The 21,562-nt window shown below is 45.4% G+C and carries 15 protein-coding genes; 8 read left to right on the top strand and 7 right to left on the bottom strand.

Translation table 11 applies throughout. The features are described 5' to 3' along the window. The first annotated feature begins 755 nt into the window (after positions 1-755). Together D1614_RS22465 and fmt are read left to right on the top strand one after the other, a co-directional pair. Positions 756-959, top strand: coding sequence for a C1orf53 family protein (locus D1614_RS22465; RefSeq protein ID WP_119440251.1), 204 nt, complete (start codon positions 756-758; stop codon positions 957-959). Continuing rightward, positions 959-1,927 carry a methionyl-tRNA formyltransferase gene (fmt, locus tag D1614_RS22460; RefSeq protein ID WP_119440250.1) on the top strand — a complete coding sequence of 323 codons (969 nt, stop codon included), beginning with the start codon at positions 959-961 and terminating at the stop codon, positions 1,925-1,927. The genes D1614_RS22465 and fmt overlap by 1 nt, the downstream gene beginning before the upstream one ends. A gap of 288 nt (positions 1,928-2,215) precedes the next feature. Here the strand turns inward: fmt and D1614_RS22455 are convergent, their stop codons facing one another. From D1614_RS22455 to D1614_RS22445, 3 genes are all read right to left on the bottom strand, one after another. Further along, entirely contained in the window at positions 2,216-2,572 is a 357-nt protein-coding gene (locus tag D1614_RS22455; RefSeq protein WP_119440249.1) for a DUF6249 domain-containing protein, read from the bottom strand. Between the two features lie 89 nt (positions 2,573-2,661). Next, entirely contained in the window at positions 2,662-3,684 is a 1,023-nt protein-coding gene (locus tag D1614_RS22450) for a DUF3667 domain-containing protein (RefSeq protein WP_119440248.1), read from the bottom strand. Further along, positions 3,674-4,201: a CvpA family protein gene (locus D1614_RS22445; RefSeq protein WP_119440247.1), complete on the bottom strand. Its 528-nt coding sequence runs from the start codon at positions 4,199-4,201 to the stop codon at positions 3,674-3,676. The genes D1614_RS22450 and D1614_RS22445 overlap by 11 nt, the downstream gene beginning before the upstream one ends. 506 nt (positions 4,202-4,707) lie before the next feature. On the opposite strand from D1614_RS22445, the gene D1614_RS22440 reads away from it, so the two are divergent. Next, positions 4,708-6,222, top strand: coding sequence for a GH3 auxin-responsive promoter family protein (locus D1614_RS22440; protein WP_119440246.1), 1,515 nt, complete (start codon positions 4,708-4,710; stop codon positions 6,220-6,222). Between the two features lie 43 nt (positions 6,223-6,265). Beyond that, entirely contained in the window at positions 6,266-6,880 is a 615-nt protein-coding gene (locus D1614_RS22435) for a deoxynucleoside kinase (RefSeq protein WP_119440245.1), read from the top strand. A 181-nt stretch (positions 6,881-7,061) separates the two neighbouring features. Here D1614_RS22435 and D1614_RS22430 read toward each other — a convergent pair whose 3' ends face one another. The 4 genes from D1614_RS22430 to D1614_RS22415 form a co-directional block, all read right to left on the bottom strand. Then, entirely contained in the window at positions 7,062-8,063 is a 1,002-nt protein-coding gene (locus D1614_RS22430) for an adenosine kinase (RefSeq protein ID WP_119440244.1), read from the bottom strand. A 151-nt stretch (positions 8,064-8,214) separates the two neighbouring features. Then, on the bottom strand, positions 8,215-9,411 hold the full coding sequence (locus D1614_RS22425; protein ID WP_119440243.1) for an acetate/propionate family kinase: 1,197 nt from the start codon (positions 9,409-9,411) through the stop codon (positions 8,215-8,217). Positions 9,412-9,577: 166 nt separating this feature from the next. Further along, positions 9,578-11,677, bottom strand: coding sequence for a phosphate acetyltransferase (pta, locus tag D1614_RS22420; protein WP_206610122.1), 2,100 nt, complete (start codon positions 11,675-11,677; stop codon positions 9,578-9,580). 281 nt (positions 11,678-11,958) lie between these two features. Then, positions 11,959-13,623: a nucleoside kinase gene (locus D1614_RS22415; RefSeq protein ID WP_119440242.1), complete on the bottom strand. Its 1,665-nt coding sequence runs from the start codon at positions 13,621-13,623 to the stop codon at positions 11,959-11,961. A 205-nt stretch (positions 13,624-13,828) separates the two neighbouring features. Here D1614_RS22415 and D1614_RS22410 point away from each other — a divergent pair, with 205 nt between their 5' ends. The 4 genes from D1614_RS22410 (at position 13,829) to D1614_RS22395 (ending at position 21,374) form a co-directional block, all read left to right on the top strand. Then, entirely contained in the window at positions 13,829-16,486 is a 2,658-nt protein-coding gene (locus D1614_RS22410; protein ID WP_119440241.1) for an alpha-L-rhamnosidase, read from the top strand. Between the two features lie 594 nt (positions 16,487-17,080). Then, positions 17,081-18,694, top strand: a complete 1,614-nt coding sequence (locus tag D1614_RS22405; RefSeq protein WP_119440240.1) for a MutS-related protein — start codon at positions 17,081-17,083, stop codon at positions 18,692-18,694. A gap of 320 nt (positions 18,695-19,014) precedes the next feature. Further along, positions 19,015-19,341, top strand: a complete 327-nt coding sequence (locus D1614_RS22400; RefSeq protein WP_119440239.1) for a DMT family transporter — start codon at positions 19,015-19,017, stop codon at positions 19,339-19,341. Positions 19,342-19,661: 320 nt separating this feature from the next. Beyond that, positions 19,662-21,374 carry an FAD-dependent oxidoreductase gene (locus D1614_RS22395; protein ID WP_119440238.1) on the top strand — a complete coding sequence of 571 codons (1,713 nt, stop codon included), beginning with the start codon at positions 19,662-19,664 and terminating at the stop codon, positions 21,372-21,374. The last annotated feature ends 188 nt before the right edge of the window (positions 21,375-21,562 follow it).

Below are 21,562 nucleotides of genomic sequence, written 5' to 3'. Positions count from 1 at the left end.
TCTATTAACCTCAGCTCGATTTTAAAATAGGGTAATTTGATGGGTTTTTATCGCCTCATATTTTTATTGTCCCGCTGTCGGAACCTTCCGAAAAGCTGAACCCACAGAGGAACAAGCTTTCGGGAATGTCCGAAACCCTGCCCCGGGTAAAGTTGAAACTTTCGGAGCTTCCCGCTCAGCTGTTTTTGCCCCGGTTCGGGCCTTCGGGAACTTCCGAAACACCGAAACCGATCGCGGGCAGCCTGTCGGGGCTTCCCGAAAAAACAAACCAGCCGAGAGCAGGCTTTCCGAAAGCGCGGAAACTCCCCAACCGGTTAAAAACAGACTTTCCGCAGTTGCGGAAAACTCCAAAAAGAAAAAAATCAACCTTTCCGGGCTTACGGAAAGTCAGAACCGGAACAAAAACAGCTTTTCCGCACGTGCGGAAAGTGTGAACCGTACACAAAAGAAGGTTTCCGCAGGCGCGGAAAGTCAGAAATAAAGTAAAAACAACGTTTCCGCCGATGCGGAAATTTGAAATTCAAAAAGAACAAAGATTTGATAGCGGATTTTCAGTTACCTCAACCTGTAATACCAATTGTTTTTCAGAGTGAGCCTTATGCGAAACTCTGGAATTACAATGGTTAATGCCGATAGACAATTGAAGAGGCTTTAAGAGCGCAGCGAATTTAAGGCTCAATTCAATTGCTAATCGGTATAGCTTTAAACGTACACATTCAAACAATAATCCTTAGTTTTGCACAAATTTTTATTGAATGGGATATTTCGACGACCTTTTTCCCGACAGCTTTAGCGACAATTTGAAAGAGGGAAAAGACTACTATATGGAAAACGGCTACCGGGTCATGACCGAAGAATACCTCACCCGCCGTGGCTATTGCTGTTCCAACGGCTGCCGGCACTGTCCGTACTGGCCCAAGGCACAAAAAGGAAATACCAACCTAAGAAAAAACATGTGATGCAAGGAAAAGAACTTCGGATCGTATTTATGGGCACCCCCGATTTTGCGGTGGCAAGCCTCCGTAAATTAGTGGAAGGCGGGTACAATGTTGTGGGGGTAATTACCGCACCCGACCGCCCCGCAGGACGGGGAAAACAGCTGGCAGAATCGGCTGTAAAAAAATATGCAGCAGACAACAACCTACCCGTTTTGCAACCCGAGAAGCTGAAGAATCCGGCTTTTCTGGAAGAATTGCGGGCACTGAAAGCCGATTTACAGGTGGTAGTGGCTTTCCGGATGTTGCCCGAAGTGGTTTGGGCCATGCCGCCACTGGGTACCTTTAACCTGCACGGATCGCTGTTACCGCAGTACCGGGGCGCCGCTCCCTTAAACTGGGCGCTTATCAACGGCGAAACAAAAACCGGTGTCACCACTTTTCTGCTCGATCATGAAATTGATACCGGGAAAATTCTTTTCAGCAAAGAAATTGATATTTGGGAAAACGATACCGTGGGCACTGTTCACGACAGCTTGATGGAAATTGGCGCCACGCTGGTTACCCAAACAGTGGATGCACTGGCCGAAGGAACTTACAAAGCCGTGCCGCAGGAAGAAGCCCTTTCGGACCAGGAGATAAAACACGCGCCTAAAATTTTTAAGGAAGATTGCCGCATTGCCTGGAACAAAGACGTGGAGTCGGTCAGAAACCTGATCCGCGGCTTATCGCCTTACCCTGCCGCCTGGACGGTTTTAAAACACCTTACCACCGGGGAAGAAATTTCTGCCAAGGTATTTTTTGCCATGCATGCCGACGGAAAAGCCACCGAGCCGGGCACCATTCATACCGACGGGAAAACCTTTGTAAAAGTTGCCTGTGCCGATGGCTGGCTGCAAATTACCGATTTGCAGATTGCCGGAAAGAAACGCATGAAAACCAACGATTTTTTGCGGGGATTTCAACAAATAGAGGATTACCGGTTTGTGTAGCGTAGGAAGGATTGAGGGACTGAGGGATTGATGGACTGAGGGACTGAGGGATTGAAGGATTGAAGTAGATTGAATGGATTGAATTTCCATTCAACAATATCAACTAATGAATATCCAATGATCAACGACTCGCGGCTAATGGCTAATGGCTCGCGGCTTGCAGCTTATTGATGCATTCTCGCATTTCTGCATTCTCGCATTGTGCTTAAAAAGTTTTCAGTCTCAGTTTACAGTCACATCAAAAGTGAAAACTGAAAACTGAGACTGAGAACTGAGACTGAATACTGACTACTTCCGCTTCCCGTTTACGATAAAGAAGTAGATCAGGAATCCGAGTGAAACAAACACCAACAGGATGCCAAAGGGAAGTACGGCGTTGCGGCCGTCGATCATCGCTTTATCAATCAGTTTCAGCAAATCGATAACAATAAAGCCAATTCCGGTCATCAGTGCTACCAGGCCCCATTTTAGCGAAGGATAACGGTTTACTTCATCATTCACCGGCTGTGCTTCGTCTAAAATTCCAACCCGTTCGTATTGTTCTGCTTTAATCAGTTTTCTTTTCAGCAAATGAGTAGAAATTAACTTGATGATGTGATACGCTGCAAAAAAGATAATCGCGGGTATCAGAATGTCTAAATCCATAATAATTGTTTTTAATTGTTTTTTCTGAACGTATGACTACGGCCGTTTCAGAAAGGTTGCAATTATTTTCGCGCGACCTGAAAATTTCGCTAAACCTGAAGTGCTTCGATGATCACATAGATCACAAAGGATAGAAATATAGTGTTGTAAATAAACGAGATACCCAGAAATTTTACGATTGCCTTGCCGATTCCCTGCCGGTAAAAGTTTTTCATGGCCAGGATGGTATAAACCGGGAACGACAGCAGTAAAATAAGCGTAACAAGCCCTAATTTATAGGGCAAGGTAAGGTACATACCCGTAATAATTATCAGCAAAACAAAAAGGTACGAATGAATGTGTATCGAAAAAATAAGGTGCCGGATGTAGTTTTGCCTGCGCCGGATGTAAAACAGTTTCAGAAGAAGCGCAAAAATGGGCAGAAGCAGAAAAAACGCCCACGACATGTATTTCAGTATCCGTGCATTTACCTGCTCCGGCGACCGGAGAACACGAAGGATGTCCTGTAGCTCTTTTCGTCTTTCGGGGTCGGTTTCTTCTTTCAGCTCTTTCTCTTTTTGGGCGGCCGCTGTCTCCAGCCAGCTTTGTACATCTCCCTTCCGAAAGCTGTCCATGGTCAGTGTAGCATCCAAACTTCCGGCGGAATCTGTTGCCGGTTGCCGGCCAAGCTCCGATGTCAGGATCGAATCGATGGTAGCCACTGCCGTTGTATCTAATGTTTCCTGGTTGCGCAAGTCGAAATGAAGCACGTTTTGCAAGCCCCGGTTGGTGTAGATCTGCAACAACAGAAAAAGAACAAAACTGGTAAATATAAAAACCCGGAACGGAGGGGCATAACGAATCCGCTTTCCTTCAAAATACTCTTTGGTAAGAAAACCGGGCTTAAACATTAAGTCGATGGTGGTTTTAAAAAAGCGCTCGTCGAAGGCAAAAAAATCACCCAAAAAATTAAAGAAAAGAAAACTGAAGGGGCGATCGTAATCGCTGACCGATTGTCCGCAATGCGGGCAGTAATGTCCGACAAATTCGGTGGCGCAGTTTTTACAAACAACCGGCTCGCTTGCCTTTTCCTTTTCGGCCCGAAATAATTTATTCCTTATTTTAGACCACATGCGAATCTCTCCTGTTGTTTTCTCCCAGGTTTATTTCCCAGTCGTCAATAAACGGAAAAATGGATGGCGCCAGCGACCGAATGGGTTCGTACATCCGGGAATTGGCTTTTGTTTCGGGTGAGATAATACCGACATCGCTGTCGACCTTATCAAAAACCACCAGCAAAACACTGATGATAAGCGCCGATTTGATGATGCCAAAAACCAGTCCGGCCAGCTTGTTTACAAAACCCAGCAGCACGGCTTCGGCCATTTTATTCACCACATTACCCACGATATGAACCAGGATAACGATGACCACAAAAGTGACCACAAACGAAATAATGTTCAGATGCCGCGTGGTGAGGTTAAAATTTTCGATCAGAAATTCAGAAGTAACGTACGAGAACTCGATGGCTCCCCAAATACCCAGGATAAGCGCTGCCAAAGAAACTACTTCGGCGATTAAGCCTTTGGTAAACCCGTTGATGGCCGAAAGCAACAACAAAATGAGCAGGATAATGTCAATGTAATTCATAATTCTGTTGGTTTAAAGCCAGCCGTTCGTTGAAACCAGCAAGCTTCTGAATCAGATTTGTTAATCGAGCGTAAATTTAAACAATTACCTGCATTCGCAAAACGGAAACGGAGCAAGCAGAAAGAGATTGAAAAAAGATTGACATAGATTGATATGAGATTGGAAAAGATTGAATCTGCCTGCTCAAACCCGCGTTCGTCATTTCTGTTACACCTGATAAATTTAAAGTCACCCAATTCATCCATGCTTATGGCAATAACATTTTTACCGGGACCGATTCAACCCCATTCAGGGCTGATTTATAGAATTCGCTTTTTTACCGTGCGTTTCACACACGGTTATTAAAGTCTGGTCCTTTCAGGACACCCGTTCATTTTGATGTATGACTGAAAAGTGCCCACAGGCCTCCATTTCAGGGCAAGCAAAGAAGTTGACAAATCGGGAATTTTGATTCAGGTTTGACATAAAATATTCATAAATTTGGACTCGTTAAATTTTTACCAAGTATGGCCATTTTAAATTCAGTCATAAGATGGATCACGACGCGCAGAAGTGATGAAATACAGTATTACAGCGAATATCCACTCGAGATTCAGAACGAAGTGCTCTTCAACCTGTTGGCTGCTGCGAAGGACACCGAATGGGGAAAGCTGCATAACTACGAAAAAATAAATTCGCTGCATGAATACCAGAATAACGTACCGCTGCAAGACTACAACCAGATAAAGCCGTACGTGGAACGCATGCGCAACGGTGAACGCGATTTGTTGTGGCCGGGCGAAACCAAGTGGTTTGCCAAGTCGTCGGGAACAACCAGCGACAAAAGCAAGTTTATTCCGGTAACCCGCGAAGCCCTGGAAGAATGCCACCTGAAAGGCCCCAAAGATGTGTTTTTCCTGTACATGAAAACTCATCCTGACACGAAAGTGCTCAAAGGCAAAGTGCTGACATTGGGCGGAAGCCACCGGGTAAACAATTTCAGCAACAATTCCTATTACGGCGACCTTTCGGCCATTATGCTCGAGAATGTACCTTTTTGGTCCGACTTTTTGCGCACACCCACCACCGAAATTGCCCTGATCGAAGAGTTTGAGGAGAAGATCGAAAAGATCATTGAAACAGCGCTGGAAGAAAACGTAACCGCTTTTGCGGGGGTTCCGTCGTGGTACCTGGTACTTTTCAAGCGGGTACTCGAAAAAACGGGCAAGTCAAACCTGCTCGAAGTTTGGCCCAACCTGGAGGTATTCACCCACGGAGGCGTTAAATTTGATCCCTACCGCGAGCAGTACCAGAAACTGATTCCCAGTCCGCAGATGCACTACATTGAAACCTATAATGCGTCGGAAGGATTTTTTGGAATCCAGACCAACGAACACCAGGACGATATGTTGCTGATGCTCGACTATGGTATTTTCTATGAGTTTATCCCGATGTCGGAATTCGGCAAAGAAAATCCGCAGGTGCTTGGGCTGGAAGAAGTGGAGCTGAATGAAAACTATGCCTTGGTTATTTCAACCAGTGCGGGATTGTGGCGTTATGTGATTGGCGACACCATAAAATTCACGTGTAAATACCCGTTCAAAATAAAAATTACCGGGCGCACCAAGCATTTCATCAATGCTTTTGGCGAAGAAGTGATCATCGACAACGCAGAACAGGCATTAAAAGTGGCCTGTCAGCATACCGGTGCCGTTATAAACGAATACACGGCCGGCCCGATCTTTATCGGCGACAACCAAAAAGGCGCCCATCAGTGGATCATCGAGTTTGTGACACCACCCGACGAGCTGGATCATTTTACCCGGATACTGGACAATACGCTGAAAACGCTGAACTCTGATTACGAAGCCAAAAGGCACAAAAATTTGACTTTGGAGATGCCCCATGTAATAGAGGCGCCCAAAGGAACGTTCTACAACTGGATGAAACAACGCGGTAAGATTGGCGGGCAAAACAAAATTCCCCGCTTGTCGAACGACCGCAAATATCTCGATGATCTTTTAAAGATCTTAGAGGAATAACCTGATTTTTTTATAATTTAGAATTTCAAATCAAAATTTTACCATGCACATAGCAATTGCAGGAAATATCGGCGCCGGTAAGACAACACTGAGCGAACTACTGGCGAAACACTATAAATGGACCCCTCACTACGAAGATGTGGATGAGAATCCGTATCTGAACGATTTTTACAATGATATGCAACGCTGGTCGTTCAATCTTCAGATTTACTTTCTGAATTCACGCTTCCAGCAGATTATCGATATCCGGAAATCGGGAAAAACCATTATCCAGGACCGGACCATTTATGAAGATGCCGAGATTTTCGCGCCCAACCTGCATGCCATGGGTTTGATGAGTACCCGCGATTTTAACAACTACAAAACGCTGTTCGATCTGATGGTGAGCCTTATTCAGCCGCCGGACCTGCTGATTTACCTTCGTGCTTCGATACCCACGCTGGTAAACCAGATTCAGAAACGTGGCAGGGAGTACGAAAACTCTATCAGGCTCGATTACCTGAAACAGTTGAATGACCGTTACGAAGCCTGGATAAACGGGTATAAAATGGGAAAATTACTGGTGATCAATGTAGATGACCTTGATTTCACCACCAATCCGGAAGATCTGAGTTATGTGATCGACCGCATCGATGCACAAATTCACGGATTGTTTTAAAAAGAGCTTTTAGCTTCAAGCCACTAGCTCCAAGCTTTGAATCAGGAATAGCTGAATCATACATAAAAAATAACCAACCGTTGTTACGATTGGTTATTTTTTTCACTGTTGTCAGGAATCTGTCCAAAGTTCTCCGGCCACTTCCTACTGCCAACTGCGACTGAACACTGAATACTGATCGCTAATCTTCAGCAACAATTTTATTGATCTCGGCCATTACTTCAGGCCACTGATGATCGGGTAAATTAGGTCCCATTACTTCCACCACTTTCCCTGAAACCAGGGCGGCAATTTTTCCGCTAACTGCCATGGAATAGCCGTTGGTAAGCCCGTAAAAGAAACCGGCAGCATATGCATCTCCCGCGCCGGTAGTATCCAATGCTTTGGCAGGAACGATGCCAATGCGCGTTACCACATCGCCGTGCTTGATCAGCGAACCTTCCTTGCCCACTTTTACGATGGCCAGCTCGCAGTCTTTTGCAATCTCGTGCAGCGCCGCTTCGGGTTCGAGGCCGGTAAACGACCGCGCTTCCTCTTCGTTGGCAATCACGATGTCGACATTGTTTTTAATGAGGTCTTTCAAAAACTCAAGATTGGCGTCTACCACGTTAAAGCTCGAAAGATCGATGGCAACTTTCAGTCCGGCAGCTTTTGCTTTTTCAACGCCTGCTTTGATCAGATCGTGGTTAAAAACCAGGTAACCTTCCATGTACAGGTATTTGTAGCCATTAAACAAACCGGGCATATAGTCGTAGGCCTGCAACTCTGAAGCCGCTCCCAGGTAGGTTGCCATGGTTCGTTCCGAATCGGGACTAACCAGCGCCATTACACGGCCGGTGCCACTTTCGCTGTAGGTCAGGTGGGTACGGAGTCCGCGTCTTTCAAAATCGTCTTTAAAAAGATCGCCCAGTTTATCGCGTCCCACTTTTCCCATGTAGCCGCCATTTCCGCCCATATTGGCCAGCGAACGCATGGTGTTGGCCACCGAACCGCCAGTGGTCAGCTTACTGCTTTCGGAAAAAGTAGCCGCATAAATCTGCTGAGAACGCTCTGCATTAACAAGCGTCATACTGCCCCGGGGCAGGTTAAATTTCTGCAGCAGCGAATCATCTTTTATCACCGAAATTACATCTACCAGTGCGTTGCCGATACCCAGTACGGCAGGAATATTTTTATTTACCATTTATCTCTGTTTTATTTTGAAAGCCCAAATATCAACATTTTACACGATTCACGAAAACCTCGCGGATTTTTCCTTGTGTGCCTGACTGACTGTTGAGCGAAAAAGAGCGGCAGGAATAACCTGCCGCTCTGAATATTCTTTTCTGAAATTACTATTTGACCACCTCCAGCGTTTGCCTGGCAATCTCCAACTCTTCGTTGGTTGGGATAATCAGCACCTTTGTTTTTGCATTGTCGGTGTTGATCTCATGTACACCATCTGTGCGGTTTTTGTCTTTTTCCTCGTCCCACTCAATGCCAAGGTAGCCCATATCCTGACACACCAGCTTGCGGATAGACGTTTTGTTTTCACCAATACCGGCTGTAAATACAAGCGCATCCACACCGTTCATAACGGCTGCGTAGCTACCAATAAACTGTTTGATGCGGTAAGCGTACATATCACAGGCCAGAATAGCATTTTCGTCGCCTTCATCCAGCAATTTCTCCACATCGCGCATATCGGTTTGTCCGGTTAAACCTTTCATACCACTTTCCTTGTTCAGCAGGCTTGAAATCTCGTTTACCGAGTAACCTTTCTGTTCGGCCAAAAAGAAAATAATGGCCGGGTCGATATCGCCCGAACGGGTTCCCATAATCAATCCGCAAAGCGGCCCCATTCCCATGGTGGTATCCACACAAACACCTCCGTTTACAGCTGCCATAGAAGCGCCGTTCCCCAGGTGAATGGTAATGATTTTGGCATCCTCTTTTCCCAGGTATTCTGCTGCCTGCTCTGAAACAAATTTGTGGGAAGTTCCGTGGAAACCGTATTTACGAATTCCCATTTCCTTGTAAAACTCAACAGGAATGGCATAGCGAAATGCTTTTTCAGGAATGGTCTGATGAAAAGCCGTATCAAAAACACCTACCTGTTTGGCATTTGGGAAAACGGTTTCCGCCACTTCCACACCAATCAGGTTGGCCGGGTTATGCAGCGGAGCCAGCGGGAACAGTTCTTTTACTTTTGCTTTTACCGCTTCGGTAATTTCCACGGTTTTGGTGAAAGCCTCCCCGCCGTGTACCAAACGGTGACCTACCGCCTGAATTTCTGACGGATCGCTGATTACTCCCACTTTTTCATCGGTAAGTAACTCGGCTACCCTTTTCAATCCAACTGTATGGTTGGGAATCGGGAACGTTTCCTTCAGTTCCTTCTTCTCACCGTTTACAAAAGTTTTGTATTTCACTACTCCTTCTTCCAGGCCAATTCTTTCAACCAGCCCGCTCGCCAACGGAAGTTCAGTATCCATATCAATCAGCTGATATTTAATGGATGAACTACCGGCGTTAATTACTAAAATATTCATTTCTTATTTTGTTTACTCAATAAGGTTAAGGCGGAACTCGTCTTAGCCTAACATTTGCAATTTATTTTTACCCCTCTGTCATCCGTTACTTAACAGATGACATCTCCCCTGAATTTCAGGGGAGAATACAAGGAAACCTCGAGGCAAGCCACGAGGAATTATTTGATTAAATTCCTTCCTGAGCCTGAATAGCGGTAAGCACTACCGTATTAAAAATATCGTCTACCGTACAACCGCGGCTTAAATCGTTCACCGGTTTGTTCAATCCCTGCAACATCGGGCCAATGGCCAGTGCACCGGTTTCGCGCTGAACGGCTTTGTACGTGTTGTTCCCGGTATTCAAATCGGGGAATACCAACACATTTGCCTGTCCGGCCACTTCCGAATCCGGCATTTTACTTTTGCCTACGCTTGGGTCAACAGCGGCATCGTACTGAATCGGGCCTTCAATTTTAAGGTCGGGACGCAAGGCTTTGGCTTTTTCGGTAGCAGCCCGCACTTTATCCACTTCAGCACCGGTTCCCGATGTTCCCGAAGAGTAAGAAAGCAAGGCCACTTTTGGATCGATGCCAAAAGCGATGGCCGACTCTGCCGACGAAACAGCAATCTCAGCCAACTGATCAGCCGTTGGATTCACGTTAACTGCGCAGTCGCCCATTACCGAAACATGGTCGTCGAGACACATAAAGAAACAAGACGAAACGGTAGAAACTCCCGGGCGGGTTTTTACAAACTGAAGCGCCGGAATAATGGTGTGAGCCGTTGTGTGGGCTGCACCCGAAACCATACCGTCGGCATCTCCCTTGTAAACCATCATGGTTCCAAAAAACGATACGTCAAGCAGGGCATCGCGGGCCATGTCTTCCGGAATATTTTTGTGTTTCCTTAGTTCGAAATAAGTACGCCAGTAATCTTCATACAATTCCGAAGTATTCGGATCAATGATCGTGATCTCTTCTTCGTTCAGTACCAGACCAAGCTGGTCGGCCTTTGCCAGCACCTCATCGCGTTTTCCCAAAAGCGTAATGTCCACCACATTTTGATCAACCAAATGAACAGCCGCAGCAAGAATGCGCGGGTCGGTTCCTTCGGGCAGTACAATGTGTTTTTTATTCGATTTTGCTTTTGAAACCAGGTTGTACTGGAACATGCGCGGAGTAACAATGCTGCTTTTGAAATTGGCAAATTTGTTGAGCAGCGATTCAGTATCAATGTATTTATCAAAAGTGGCAATGCTGAGTTCGATTTTGCGTGTGTCGCCCGGACGAATTCCCGGTTTGATATTCGCAATTTTGCTGGCCGCCACAAAGGTAACATCGTCTACCAGGATGATTGGCACCGGGTTGGGCAGTCCGTCAATCAGCTTCATAATGGGTGGCTCGGGACGAAGTCCACCGGTAAGTACAATTCCCGCAATCGACGGATAATTGGTTGATGCATTGGCCTGAAAAGCCCCCACCAAAATATCGGCACGGTCGCCCGGAGTAATGATCAGGCTGTTTTCCCGCACGCGATCCAGGTAATTACGCAACTGCATGGCTCCCACATCAAAATGATCGACCTGTTTGCTGAGCAGGTTCTCTCCCAACAGAATTTCGCCGCCAATCTTATCATAAATCTCGTGGATGGTTGGACTGCTCAAACGGGTTACTTCCGGTATAATCTCGATGGTTGTATCGGCCGGAACCACTTGTTTCAGTTCTTTTGCCACGTCTTCGCAATGTTCTTCCGGAACACGGTTCATAACAATGGCCTGCACCGGTACGTCCTTGTCGGCAAATGTTTTTACCACCAGGTCGAAGTTCGAAACAGCATCTTTTAGATCCTTGTTATGAGCCGAACTGACAAGAATGGTCGGGATCGACAGGTTTTTCGCAATTTCCGTGTTCAGGTCCACTTCAAAGGAAACGCCTTTCCCCGAAAAATCAGAGCCTTCTACCAGCACCACATCGTACTTGCTCTCCAACTCCTTGTAATGCTCGATGATCTTGTCGATCAAACGGCTTTCCTGCCCCATGTTCTTGTATTTCACCACCTGCGACATGGTAAACCCGTAAGTTTCCTTGTAGTCGATGTTCAGGTTGAAATACGAGATCATTGTTTCAATGTGATTATCCCTCACTCCTGTGGGATAGTCGCTGATGATCGGTCTGAAATAACCAACCTTCCCCGAACGGGAAAGAAGCAAATTCATGATTCCCAGCGCCACCACCGATCGGCCTGAATGCTTCTCGGTGTTTGTTACATAAATACCTTTCTTAATCATCTAAATCTATTTTTGAGGAACCAATTCCATAAAAAAACGGTGCAAAAATAGTAAAGATATACCGTCGATATCCTGTAAAAAGTTTAAAAAGAATGAATATGAATAAATTTTAAAATGGGCCTGAAAACAAGGATAGAACAAGCATGATTTATATCATATAAACGAACAAATGAACAAAATTACAGGCATGTAAAACCGGAAGGGGAAGGTAGTCCCCAACCGGTCAAATTATCTTTCGGATTAAGCTCTTGTTTTTTACGAAACCTGCTCTTTAAATTCGCTTAATAGGCAAAGCTACTGCCTCCTAAGAATTCGCGAAGAAGCGAAGTGGGTGGAATTTCGTCGTCGTTGATCTGTTTGAAATAAGAAAGGAACTCAAGCAAACGCGACGACTCCGTGTATTCGCACTGGTTTTCGAGTACGGTTTTCAAAATTGGCTCAGCGTACTTTTTCAATACTGCCAGTTCGTAAAGCGTTGCCGAGTTGAACATCACATCCGCATTTTCCTGGTAAGGAAAAATATTCCGCTCCTCCCCTTTTCGCACCGAGGGCCAGCGTTTAATGGTGGCTGCCGCCGGATAGCCCCGGTATTTACTGTCGCGGATCAAACGACGGATCAGGCGATTGTCGGCCGTTGAAATATGGGTGTGTTCATCCATCGATATCTGGGTCAGCGCCGAAATGAAGATCTTAAATGTATTCTTTTCTTTCACCTGTGTCAGCAAACCGGGATTCATCCCGTGAATTCCTTCCACTATCAGAATATCGCCGCGCCCCAGTTGCAGCTTTTTCCCGTTTTCGGCTCTGCGTCCGAGGTGAAAATCGAAAAGCGGCAAACGAACCTCTTTGCCTTCAAACAACTCAATCAATTGCTGGTTAAAAAACGGAATATCGACCGCTTCCAGCGCTTCAAAATCGTATTCTCCGTTCTCGTCGCGTGGCGTGTGCTCGCGGTCTACAAAATAGTCGTCGAGCGAAATCTGGTGCGGACGCAAACCGTTTACCGCCAGTTGCACGCCCAGCCGCTTGCTAAATGTGGTTTTCCCCGAAGCCGAAGGACCGGCCACCAGCACCACTTTTACGTCGCCGTTGCGCGAGGAAATCATGTTGGCGATCTCCGCAATCTTTTTTTCATGCAGCGCTTCCGAGATTTTGATCACATCGCCGCCTTTTCCGGCAAGTGTGTGATCGTTCAGGTTTCCGACCGTTGACACGTTAATGATTTCGGCCCAGTCTTTCTGTTCCTGGAAAATATCATAAAGCTTTTCGTTGTAAAACACCTTCCGGAGCCGCTCGAAATGCTTGCGGTGCGGAATCTGCAACAAAATCCCGTCGTAATATTTTACCACCCCGAACCCGGAGATATAACCGGTTGACGGCAGCAGGTGGCCGTAGAAATAGTTGGCCAGATCTTTTAAAAAGTAAAGCTGCGTGTAAAGCTGCCCCTGTTGTTCAAACAACTGTGCCTTTTCTTCCAGTCCCTGTTTCATCAGCTGATCAACAGCTTCGGTGGTAACAATCCCTCTTTTTACAAAAGGCAGGTCAGCCGCAATTATCGCCTCCATTTCCTGCCGGATGGCAAACAGGTCCGACTCATTGATTTCGCGCTCCAGCCCTTGCAGTTCGCAAAAGTAGCCATTCGATATGCCGTTTTGCACCCGGAAATTTACATGCGGAAAAACCTCCTTCACCGCTGCATACATTACAAAAATCAGGCTGCGGATATACAGGCGGGTACCATCCATGTGCGTAACATCGATAAACTCAACCTGCTTGGGTTTTACCACACAAAAAGAGAGTTCACGCACTTTGTTGTTCACAATGGCGCCACACACCCGGTGCTCCAGTTTTATGTTCAAATCGTGGCTGATCTCGAGCAACGATGTCCCCATCGGGTAAGAATGAAAAGCATTGGTATTTTTACAGAATATTTCTATTTCCTTCATAGCTCTCGGTTTTAGCAACCAAAAGTAACTAAAACTTATGACTTCGGACCCGGTACCGGGGAAGTGAAATCAGCCTGTCAATCCCGGTACTCCGAAACCGGGAGCTAAGCGCCTTACCCTTACCACTTTTCTTCCCAATTAATAGCTTTTTACTGCTTGGTTACACAAATTGATGCTACATTTACAGCTTTTAAGACTTACACCAATGAACCGAAAGAACCTGATAATCCTCCTTTGTCTGTGCCTAACCTTTGGCGCATGCCACAAAAAACACAGCATTCATTTGTACGACCTCCGGTGTGAAAACCTGCACAATCCTGCCGCTATTGACAAAGACACTCCGCGTTTTAGCTGGAAGATAAAAAGCAACAAAAACGGTACGGAGCAAAAGGCGTTTCAACTTCTGGTGGCAAGCGATGCTTCGCTGCTGCACGAAGGCAAAGCCGATCTTTGGGATTCCGGTAAATTCGAGTCATCATCCAGTGTTTTGGTGGCTTACCAGGGCAAAAAATTAAACCCGGGAAGCAGCGTGGTATGGAAAGTACGTGCCTGGGACAATCACGGAAATGTTTCGGAATGGAGCAAAGCAGCATCGTTTGGAATCGGGCTTCTTTCGCCCGACGACTGGCAGGCCAGCTACATTGCCTTTAATACCGACGCCGGTTACCGCGAATGTCCGCAACTGTACAAGTCATTTCATATAGATGAAACCGGCTCCCACTACCTGTTACACGTTAATTCACTTGGCTATCACGAAGTGTATCTGAACGGAAAGAAAGTGGAAAAGGGAGTGCTCAGCCCGGCCGTTTCGCAATTCAATAAACGCTCGCTGATCAATACTTACGATGTTTCGGACCTGGTAAAAAAAGGTGCAAACGATTTATTGCTTTGGCTGGGCAGCGGCTGGTACACCACCGGACTTCCCGGGGTGGTAAACGATGGCCCGGTGGTTCGGGCTCAACTCGAGAAAACAGCCGGAAACCAAAGTCAGCTTGTCCTGGCCACCGACACGACATGGCTTGGAAGAAAAAGCAGTTACACCCGGCATGGCAACTGGAGGCCCCATCAGTTTGGGGGCGAAATTGTGGATGGAAACCTTGCCAAAAGTGATTTACAGGTGAATGATCCCGAACGCGAATGGAAAGCGGTATCGATCATTGAAGTACCGGCTCATTCGGTAAGTCCGCAAATGGTGGAGTTCAACACCATTCAGGACACGATAAAACCGGCTGCCATTTTACAAATCTCAAAAGATACTTTCCTGGTTGATATGGGGACCAACCTCACCGGCTGGCTCGAATTTCATTTTAGCAATCTCAAGCCCGGACAACAAATAACCATGGGCTATTGCGATCATCTTACGAAAGAGGGAACATTCAACGACCGCAATCAATACGACCGCTACGTTGCATCGGGCACTGCACCCGAAGTTTTCATCAATAAATTTGACTACCACGGATTTCGGTATGTGCGTGTAACCGGGCTTGAAGAAATGCCTTCTGCCGATTCAATCAGCGCCTACCTTGTCCGAACTGATTTTGAGAAAGCCTCCGGTTTTGAATGCTCCGATCCGGACCTGAATTCGATTCACAACATGCAGCATTATACTCTGCAATGTTTGAGCATTGGCGGCGACCTGGTCGACTGCCCCCAGCTTGAACGGCTGGGGTACGGCGGCGATGGCAACGCATCTACCGTAACGGCCCAAACCATGTACAACCTGGCACCGCTCTACAACAACTGGCTGCAGGCCTGGGCCGATGTTATCCGCGAAGACGGCGGAATGCCCCACACCGCCCCCAACCCTTACCGCGCAGGCGGCGGGCCCTACTGGTGTGGTTTTATTATCACCGCCTCGTGGAATACCTACCTGAATTACGGCGACACACAGGTGCTGGAAAAGTACTACCCGGTGATGCAAAAATGGCTCGAATATGTCAACAAGTACAGCATTGACGGATTGCTGAAACCCTGGCCCAACAACGACTACCGCAACTGGTACCTGGGCGACTGGGCAACACCCCTTGGCATCGATCAAACCGCCGAAGCTTCCGTTGATGTGGTAAACAACTCGTTTATAGCCGTGTGTTTTGACAATATGGAGAAAATTGCCCGTGTGCTCGGAAAGCCGGAAGACGAACAACAATACGCGGCACAAAAAGAGCAACTCCGCAAACGCATACACGAAGTGTATTTCAACCAAGCAGACAATACCTACGGAACGGGAACACAGATCGATATTGCCTACCCCATGCTTGCCGGTGCAGTACCTGCCGACAAAAAGAAAGATGTTACGCAAGCGCTTTACCTCGAAACCAATGTGCTACGCCAGGGACATTTTGCCTGTGGGTTGGTGGGACTTCCGGTGCTCACCGAATGGGTGGTTAAATACCAGGCACCCGACCTGATGTACTCGATGATGAAGCAACGCGACTACCCCAGCTACCTGTACATGCTCGACAACGGGGCCACCACTACCTGGGAACACTGGGACGCCGCCCGAAGCCACATTCACAATTGCTACAACGGAACAGGCTCGTGGTTCTACCAGGCCATTGGGGGAATTCATCCGGTGGATGACGCACCCGCCTGGCAAAAAGTACGTATTCACCCCCAGATACCGGACGGTGTGAACTGGGCCAAAACATTCAGGGAAACGCCCTATGGTAAACTGGCAGTAAACTGGGAACTAAAAGACGAAACAATGGAAATGACCATCGAAATTCCGGTGGGTGTGGAAGCCGAAGTGGCCTTCCCTTCCTGCACCCAGGAATACCGCTTTAACGGCCTCACGAAAGAGCTGTTGAGCAATAAAAACATTGCGCTGAAAAGCGGCAAGTACACCATCGGGTACGAAAGGTAAACTCAGAGAAAGGCTGAGGCTGAGGCTAAGGCAAAGGCTGAGGACAGTGAGCTTCGGGCTTTGAGCTATTGATAAATTACAGTGAGGCTCTAATGTCTGGCGTCTCACCTCCGAGGTACAGCTTTGGGTTCAAAGAAACTAGTTTGAACCTCTGAAGAACTAATTTGAACCTCAGAGAAACAAACGTGAGCCTTTTTGCCCCGAATTTTAACATTTGAAGCTCAAGCGAGAACCTAATTGCTCAAAATTTTAACAATTGAGGCCCACGCTTGAACCTAAGAGCCCTGGCTTTTAACAAAAAAGGTGAAAATTAGTTTCTCCGAGCCTCAACGTTGGGGCTCGGAGGTCCAAACGCGGGCCTCTGAAGTACCCCTGAAATAAAAAACTGATTTTATAACATATTCGCAACCAGAGTGCCAAACCTTTTTATTGCTATTTTTAAAAATGGAAAAAGCAATAACCTTGAAAACACTGTCAACTATAATGTCAAAGCCTTTGCATACCAATTCGCACTGCAAGAATTCTTAGATTGGAAAAGATCCCCTTCAAGAACCTTAACCACTGTTATTAAAAACATCAGGCAGTAAAATCACAATGCGAAAAAAGAAAAATATTGAGAGATTAAAAGAATCGTTTGGAAGACCAAAGAGTGACGGCTTCCGCTTTGATTTGATTGAGAAATATTTCAAGAATAAAAAGAATGCCGATTCTTTTCATGTGATATCAAACAAAACCTGTAACGACTTGGATTTTGAAGAGTTGTTCATGTTTCTCGACAGAACTACTTCAATAATAGGACAGCAATGTTTATACAATAAGCTAAGAACAATCCCTAATGATAACAATGATCACGATAAAAACGAAAAACTTATAAAAACTTTAACTGATGATATCGATTTTAGGATTAATACTCAATTACAACTAGAAAAATTAAATAAAAGCGATGTATATCTCATTTCATCGCTATTTCAAGAGGAACACAAGAAACCTCCCGGATGGTTTTTCATAATACGTATCTTATCATTTACAAGCATACTGTCGCTTCTGATGCTTCCGGTTAATCCGAAGATGCTTTTTATATTTTTAGGTGTTTTCGTTATTAACTTGGGATTTCACTATTGGAATAAACGAAACCTGCACAAATACCTTGGTTCGATTCCTCAACTTCTAAGATTAAATAAGATTGCCAATAATCTCAACAGAAACCAACAATTTAAAGAGCTCAATCCTGATCTAGCCAATTCTATTCAGACAATAAATCAGGTACGCCGCCGAATGTCCTTTTTTCGTTTGGAAGCTGGCTTACAAAGTGATTTTGATGTCTTATTCTGGGGAATTTTAGAGCTATTCAAAATAGCATTTTTGTTAGAACCCTTGCTATTATTTGGAGTATTAAGACAGTTAGACTCTAAAAGGGAAGAAATTGAAAAGGTATATTGTTTTGTTGGAGAAATAGACATATTGATTTCAATTGGCTCATTAAGAAAAGGTTTAGAACATTTTAGTTTGCCAGTAATCAATGATTCAAAAATTATAGCCGTAAATGTGTACCATCCTTTAATAGCTGATTGTATAACAAATAGTATAGAGGTTTCCAAAAAATCAATTTTGATAACAGGCTCCAACATGTCGGGTAAAACATCATTTATTCGGACCATTGGCTTAAACATGATAACCGGGTTGACAATTAACACGTGCTTTGCTGAATCGATGACAATACCAAGAGCGCGAATCTATTCTGCGATCAGAATAAGCGATGACCTAATGAATGATAAAAGCTACTACTTTGAAGAAGTATTGACGATAAAAGAAATGATTGAAGAATCCTCCAACGACAAATCAAACTTGTTTTTGTTAGATGAAATATTTAAAGGAACAAACACCATAGAAAGGATATCTGCAGGAAAGGCAGTGCTTTCAACGTTAGCAAGAAATAAGAATTTTGTCTTCGTTTCGACCCATGATATTGAGTTAACCGACTTGTTATCCGACGAATACGAGCTTTATCATTTTAGTGAAATTGTAAAAGAAAATAATGTGGCTTTTGATTTTAAACTAAAAGAAGGAAAATTAAAGAACAGAAATGCAATCAGAATTCTGGAAATAAATGAATACCCCAAAGAATTGATAGAAGAAGCCGTCGGAATTTCGAAAAAACTTGATGAGATAGTCGCAACTCATGCATTAGTTTACCCCATCAATAAATGAAACATCATTGCCATATAAAACGAAATATCTGTAAAAGAATGTAAACGCCATACATTCAAACTGAATACAAAATGGCTATGTTGAAATACTCCTTGCTCTTCTCCAATCTCTCAAATGAAATTAGCAGAAATCAAATTACGGGGAAATAATATTTAAAACAGAAAGACAACAACATATAAATAGCCTAAACAGTTTATGAACATGCCTAAGCCACAGTTCTCGTTTAAATACCTATCTTTCAACCCGGACAAACGGGACGTAAAACCACTGCTTTTTGTTTTGCGGCACCCGTAATCAGCAACAAAAACACAAGGAAGAAAATGAGCTGGATTATATTAACTGTGGCAGGACTGTTTGAAGTTGCTTTTGCCTTTTGCCTCGGAAAAGCAAAAGAAACATCCGGCACCGAAATGTACCTGTGGTACGCCGGATTTCTGCTTGCACTTACCATAAGCATGAGTCTTTTGATAAAAGCCACGCAAACCTTACCCATCGGGACTGCCTACGCCGTATGGACCGGAATTGGTGCGGTTGGAACCGTATTGGTCGGAATTTTTGTGTTCAAAGAACCGACCACATTTTTAAGGCTGCTTTTTCTCACCTCCCTCATTGCATCGATTGTCGGGTTAAAAGCGGTTTCAGAATAATTCATATTTCCAGGCAAGGCCCATTTATGTACAATTCCATGAAATTAAAGAACTTACCGAAAAACTCACCTATCTGATATTCGGCAAAACACATGCGCTACCCAGCAATCAAATATCGGGCAGCCAGCTTCCGGCACATCTCCAATTTTGCTCAACCACTCTTGGTGTTCCTTGTAATTTTGTTAAATTCAGCAAGTCAAAAACAGCTTTTTATGATCCTAAAACTTTTTCTATTTTAACACCATGAAGACTCATCCTAAAGGCATAAAATCTGGGCACTTTAGCGAACTTAACTTTGTACTAAATCTTAAATAAATAGTATGTTTTCAATAAAAACTTTCTTAACAACCGTCTTTGCAAGCATTTTTTCAATGCTGTTTATGCTGAACGGACAGGCACAAAACACCTCTTACGACATTGTAATCTATGGCGGTACTTCGGCCGGAATTGCCGCCGCCATTCAAAGTTCACGAATGGGAAAATCGGTGCTGATCATTGAACCATCGAACCGGCTAGGAGGATTAACCACCGGCGGATTGGGTGCCACCGATATTGGCAACAAACAAGCCATTGGCGGAATTTCGCGCGAATTTTACAGGAACATAAAACAATATTATGCCCGGCCGGAAAACTGGAAATGGCAGAAACCCGAAGAATACAAGCAAAGCAGAAACAAACAAGGAGAAGATGCCATGTGGACCTTCGAGCCGTCGGCAGCCGTAAAAGTGTACGAACAAATGATGGCTCCCGAAAAAATTGATGTCGTTTACCAGCAGCGGCTAAACCGCGACAACGGCGTAAAAAAGCAGGGGCAAAAAATCGTTGAAATTGAGATGGAAAGCGGTCAGAAATACCGTGGGAAAATGTTTATCGATGCTACTTACGAAGGCGATTTACTGGCAACAGCCGGTGTAACTTACACTTACGGACGCGAATCGAACACGGAATACGGCGAAACACTCAACGGTGTTCAGGCCAACGACTACAGCATAACACTTGGTCGCAAAGTTTCGCTCAATAGTGTTCACCATAATTTTATCGACGGTGTTGATCCTTACATAGTAAAAGGCGATCCTTCGAGTGGTCTGCTCCCTTTTATTGTGAAAGGCGGCCCCGGAATCGACGGACAGGGAGATAAGGGCATACAGGCTTACTGTTTCCGCATGACCCTGACCGACCACCCCGAAAACCGGATTCCTTTCCGCAAACCTGACGATTACAACGAACTGGAATACGAACTTCTTTTCCGGAATTACGAAGCCGCACAAGGCCCCATCGAGGAAATGTATCCGTATGGCGACAAACTGGTACCATGGATCAACTCGGCCATGCCCAACCGCAAAACCGACACCAACAATCAAAAAGGCTTTTCCACCGATTTTATCGGACAAAACCACGACTACCCGGAGGCCAGCTACGAAGAACGTGAAAGGATAATTGACCGCCACCGCAGCTACCAGCAGGGGCTGATGTGGACCCTCGCCTACCATCCGCGCATTCCGGAAAAAGTAAGAGAAGTGGTTTCGCAGTGGGGAACCTGCAAAGATGAATACGAACGCGAAGACGGCTGGCAACAGCAGTTGTACATTCGTGAAGCACGCCGCATGCTCAGCGACTATGTTATGAGCCAGCACGACTGCGAAGGACTAAAAGTAGCCGACGACCCGGTGAGCCTGGCCGCATACGGAATGGATTCGCACCAGGTGCAGCGCTACGTAGATGCCAATGGGTATGTTCAGAACGAAGGTAACGTAGAAGCTCACGGCTTTCCGCCCTACCCGATCAGCTACCGTTCCATCATCCCCAAAAAAGGAGAATGCAACAACCTGCTGATTCCGGTTTGTGTAAGCTCAACCCACATTGCATTTGGCTCCATCCGCATGGAACCGGTGTTTATGATCCTGGGGCAGTCGGCCGCCACCGCCGCCGCTTTGGCCATCGAAAACGAAACCGATGTACATTCGCTGGATTACAATGTACTGAAGGCCCGCTTGCTTAAAGACAAACAGGTTCTTGCACACGAAAAGCAATAGCCGAAAGAAGCGATAAAAGAACAACAAACATAGCTCTGCAGAAGCTGTCCAAAAAGTCAAATTTTTTTAAAAGAAACTTACAATTTATGATCGGCTTTCATTTTACCCCTCTGACTCGTCCTAAAAAAAGTTTACAGGTTATAACTCCAAATTTATTTGTTTTCTGTAGTAGTTCTTCCATCTTTTTT

The sequence above is a fragment of the Maribellus luteus genome, from assembly GCF_003576475.1.
GTDB lineage: Bacteria > Bacteroidota > Bacteroidia > Bacteroidales > Prolixibacteraceae > Draconibacterium > Draconibacterium luteum.
The sequence above is the reverse complement of the archived record's forward strand: the minus strand, read 5'-3'. Positions and strand labels throughout refer to the sequence as shown.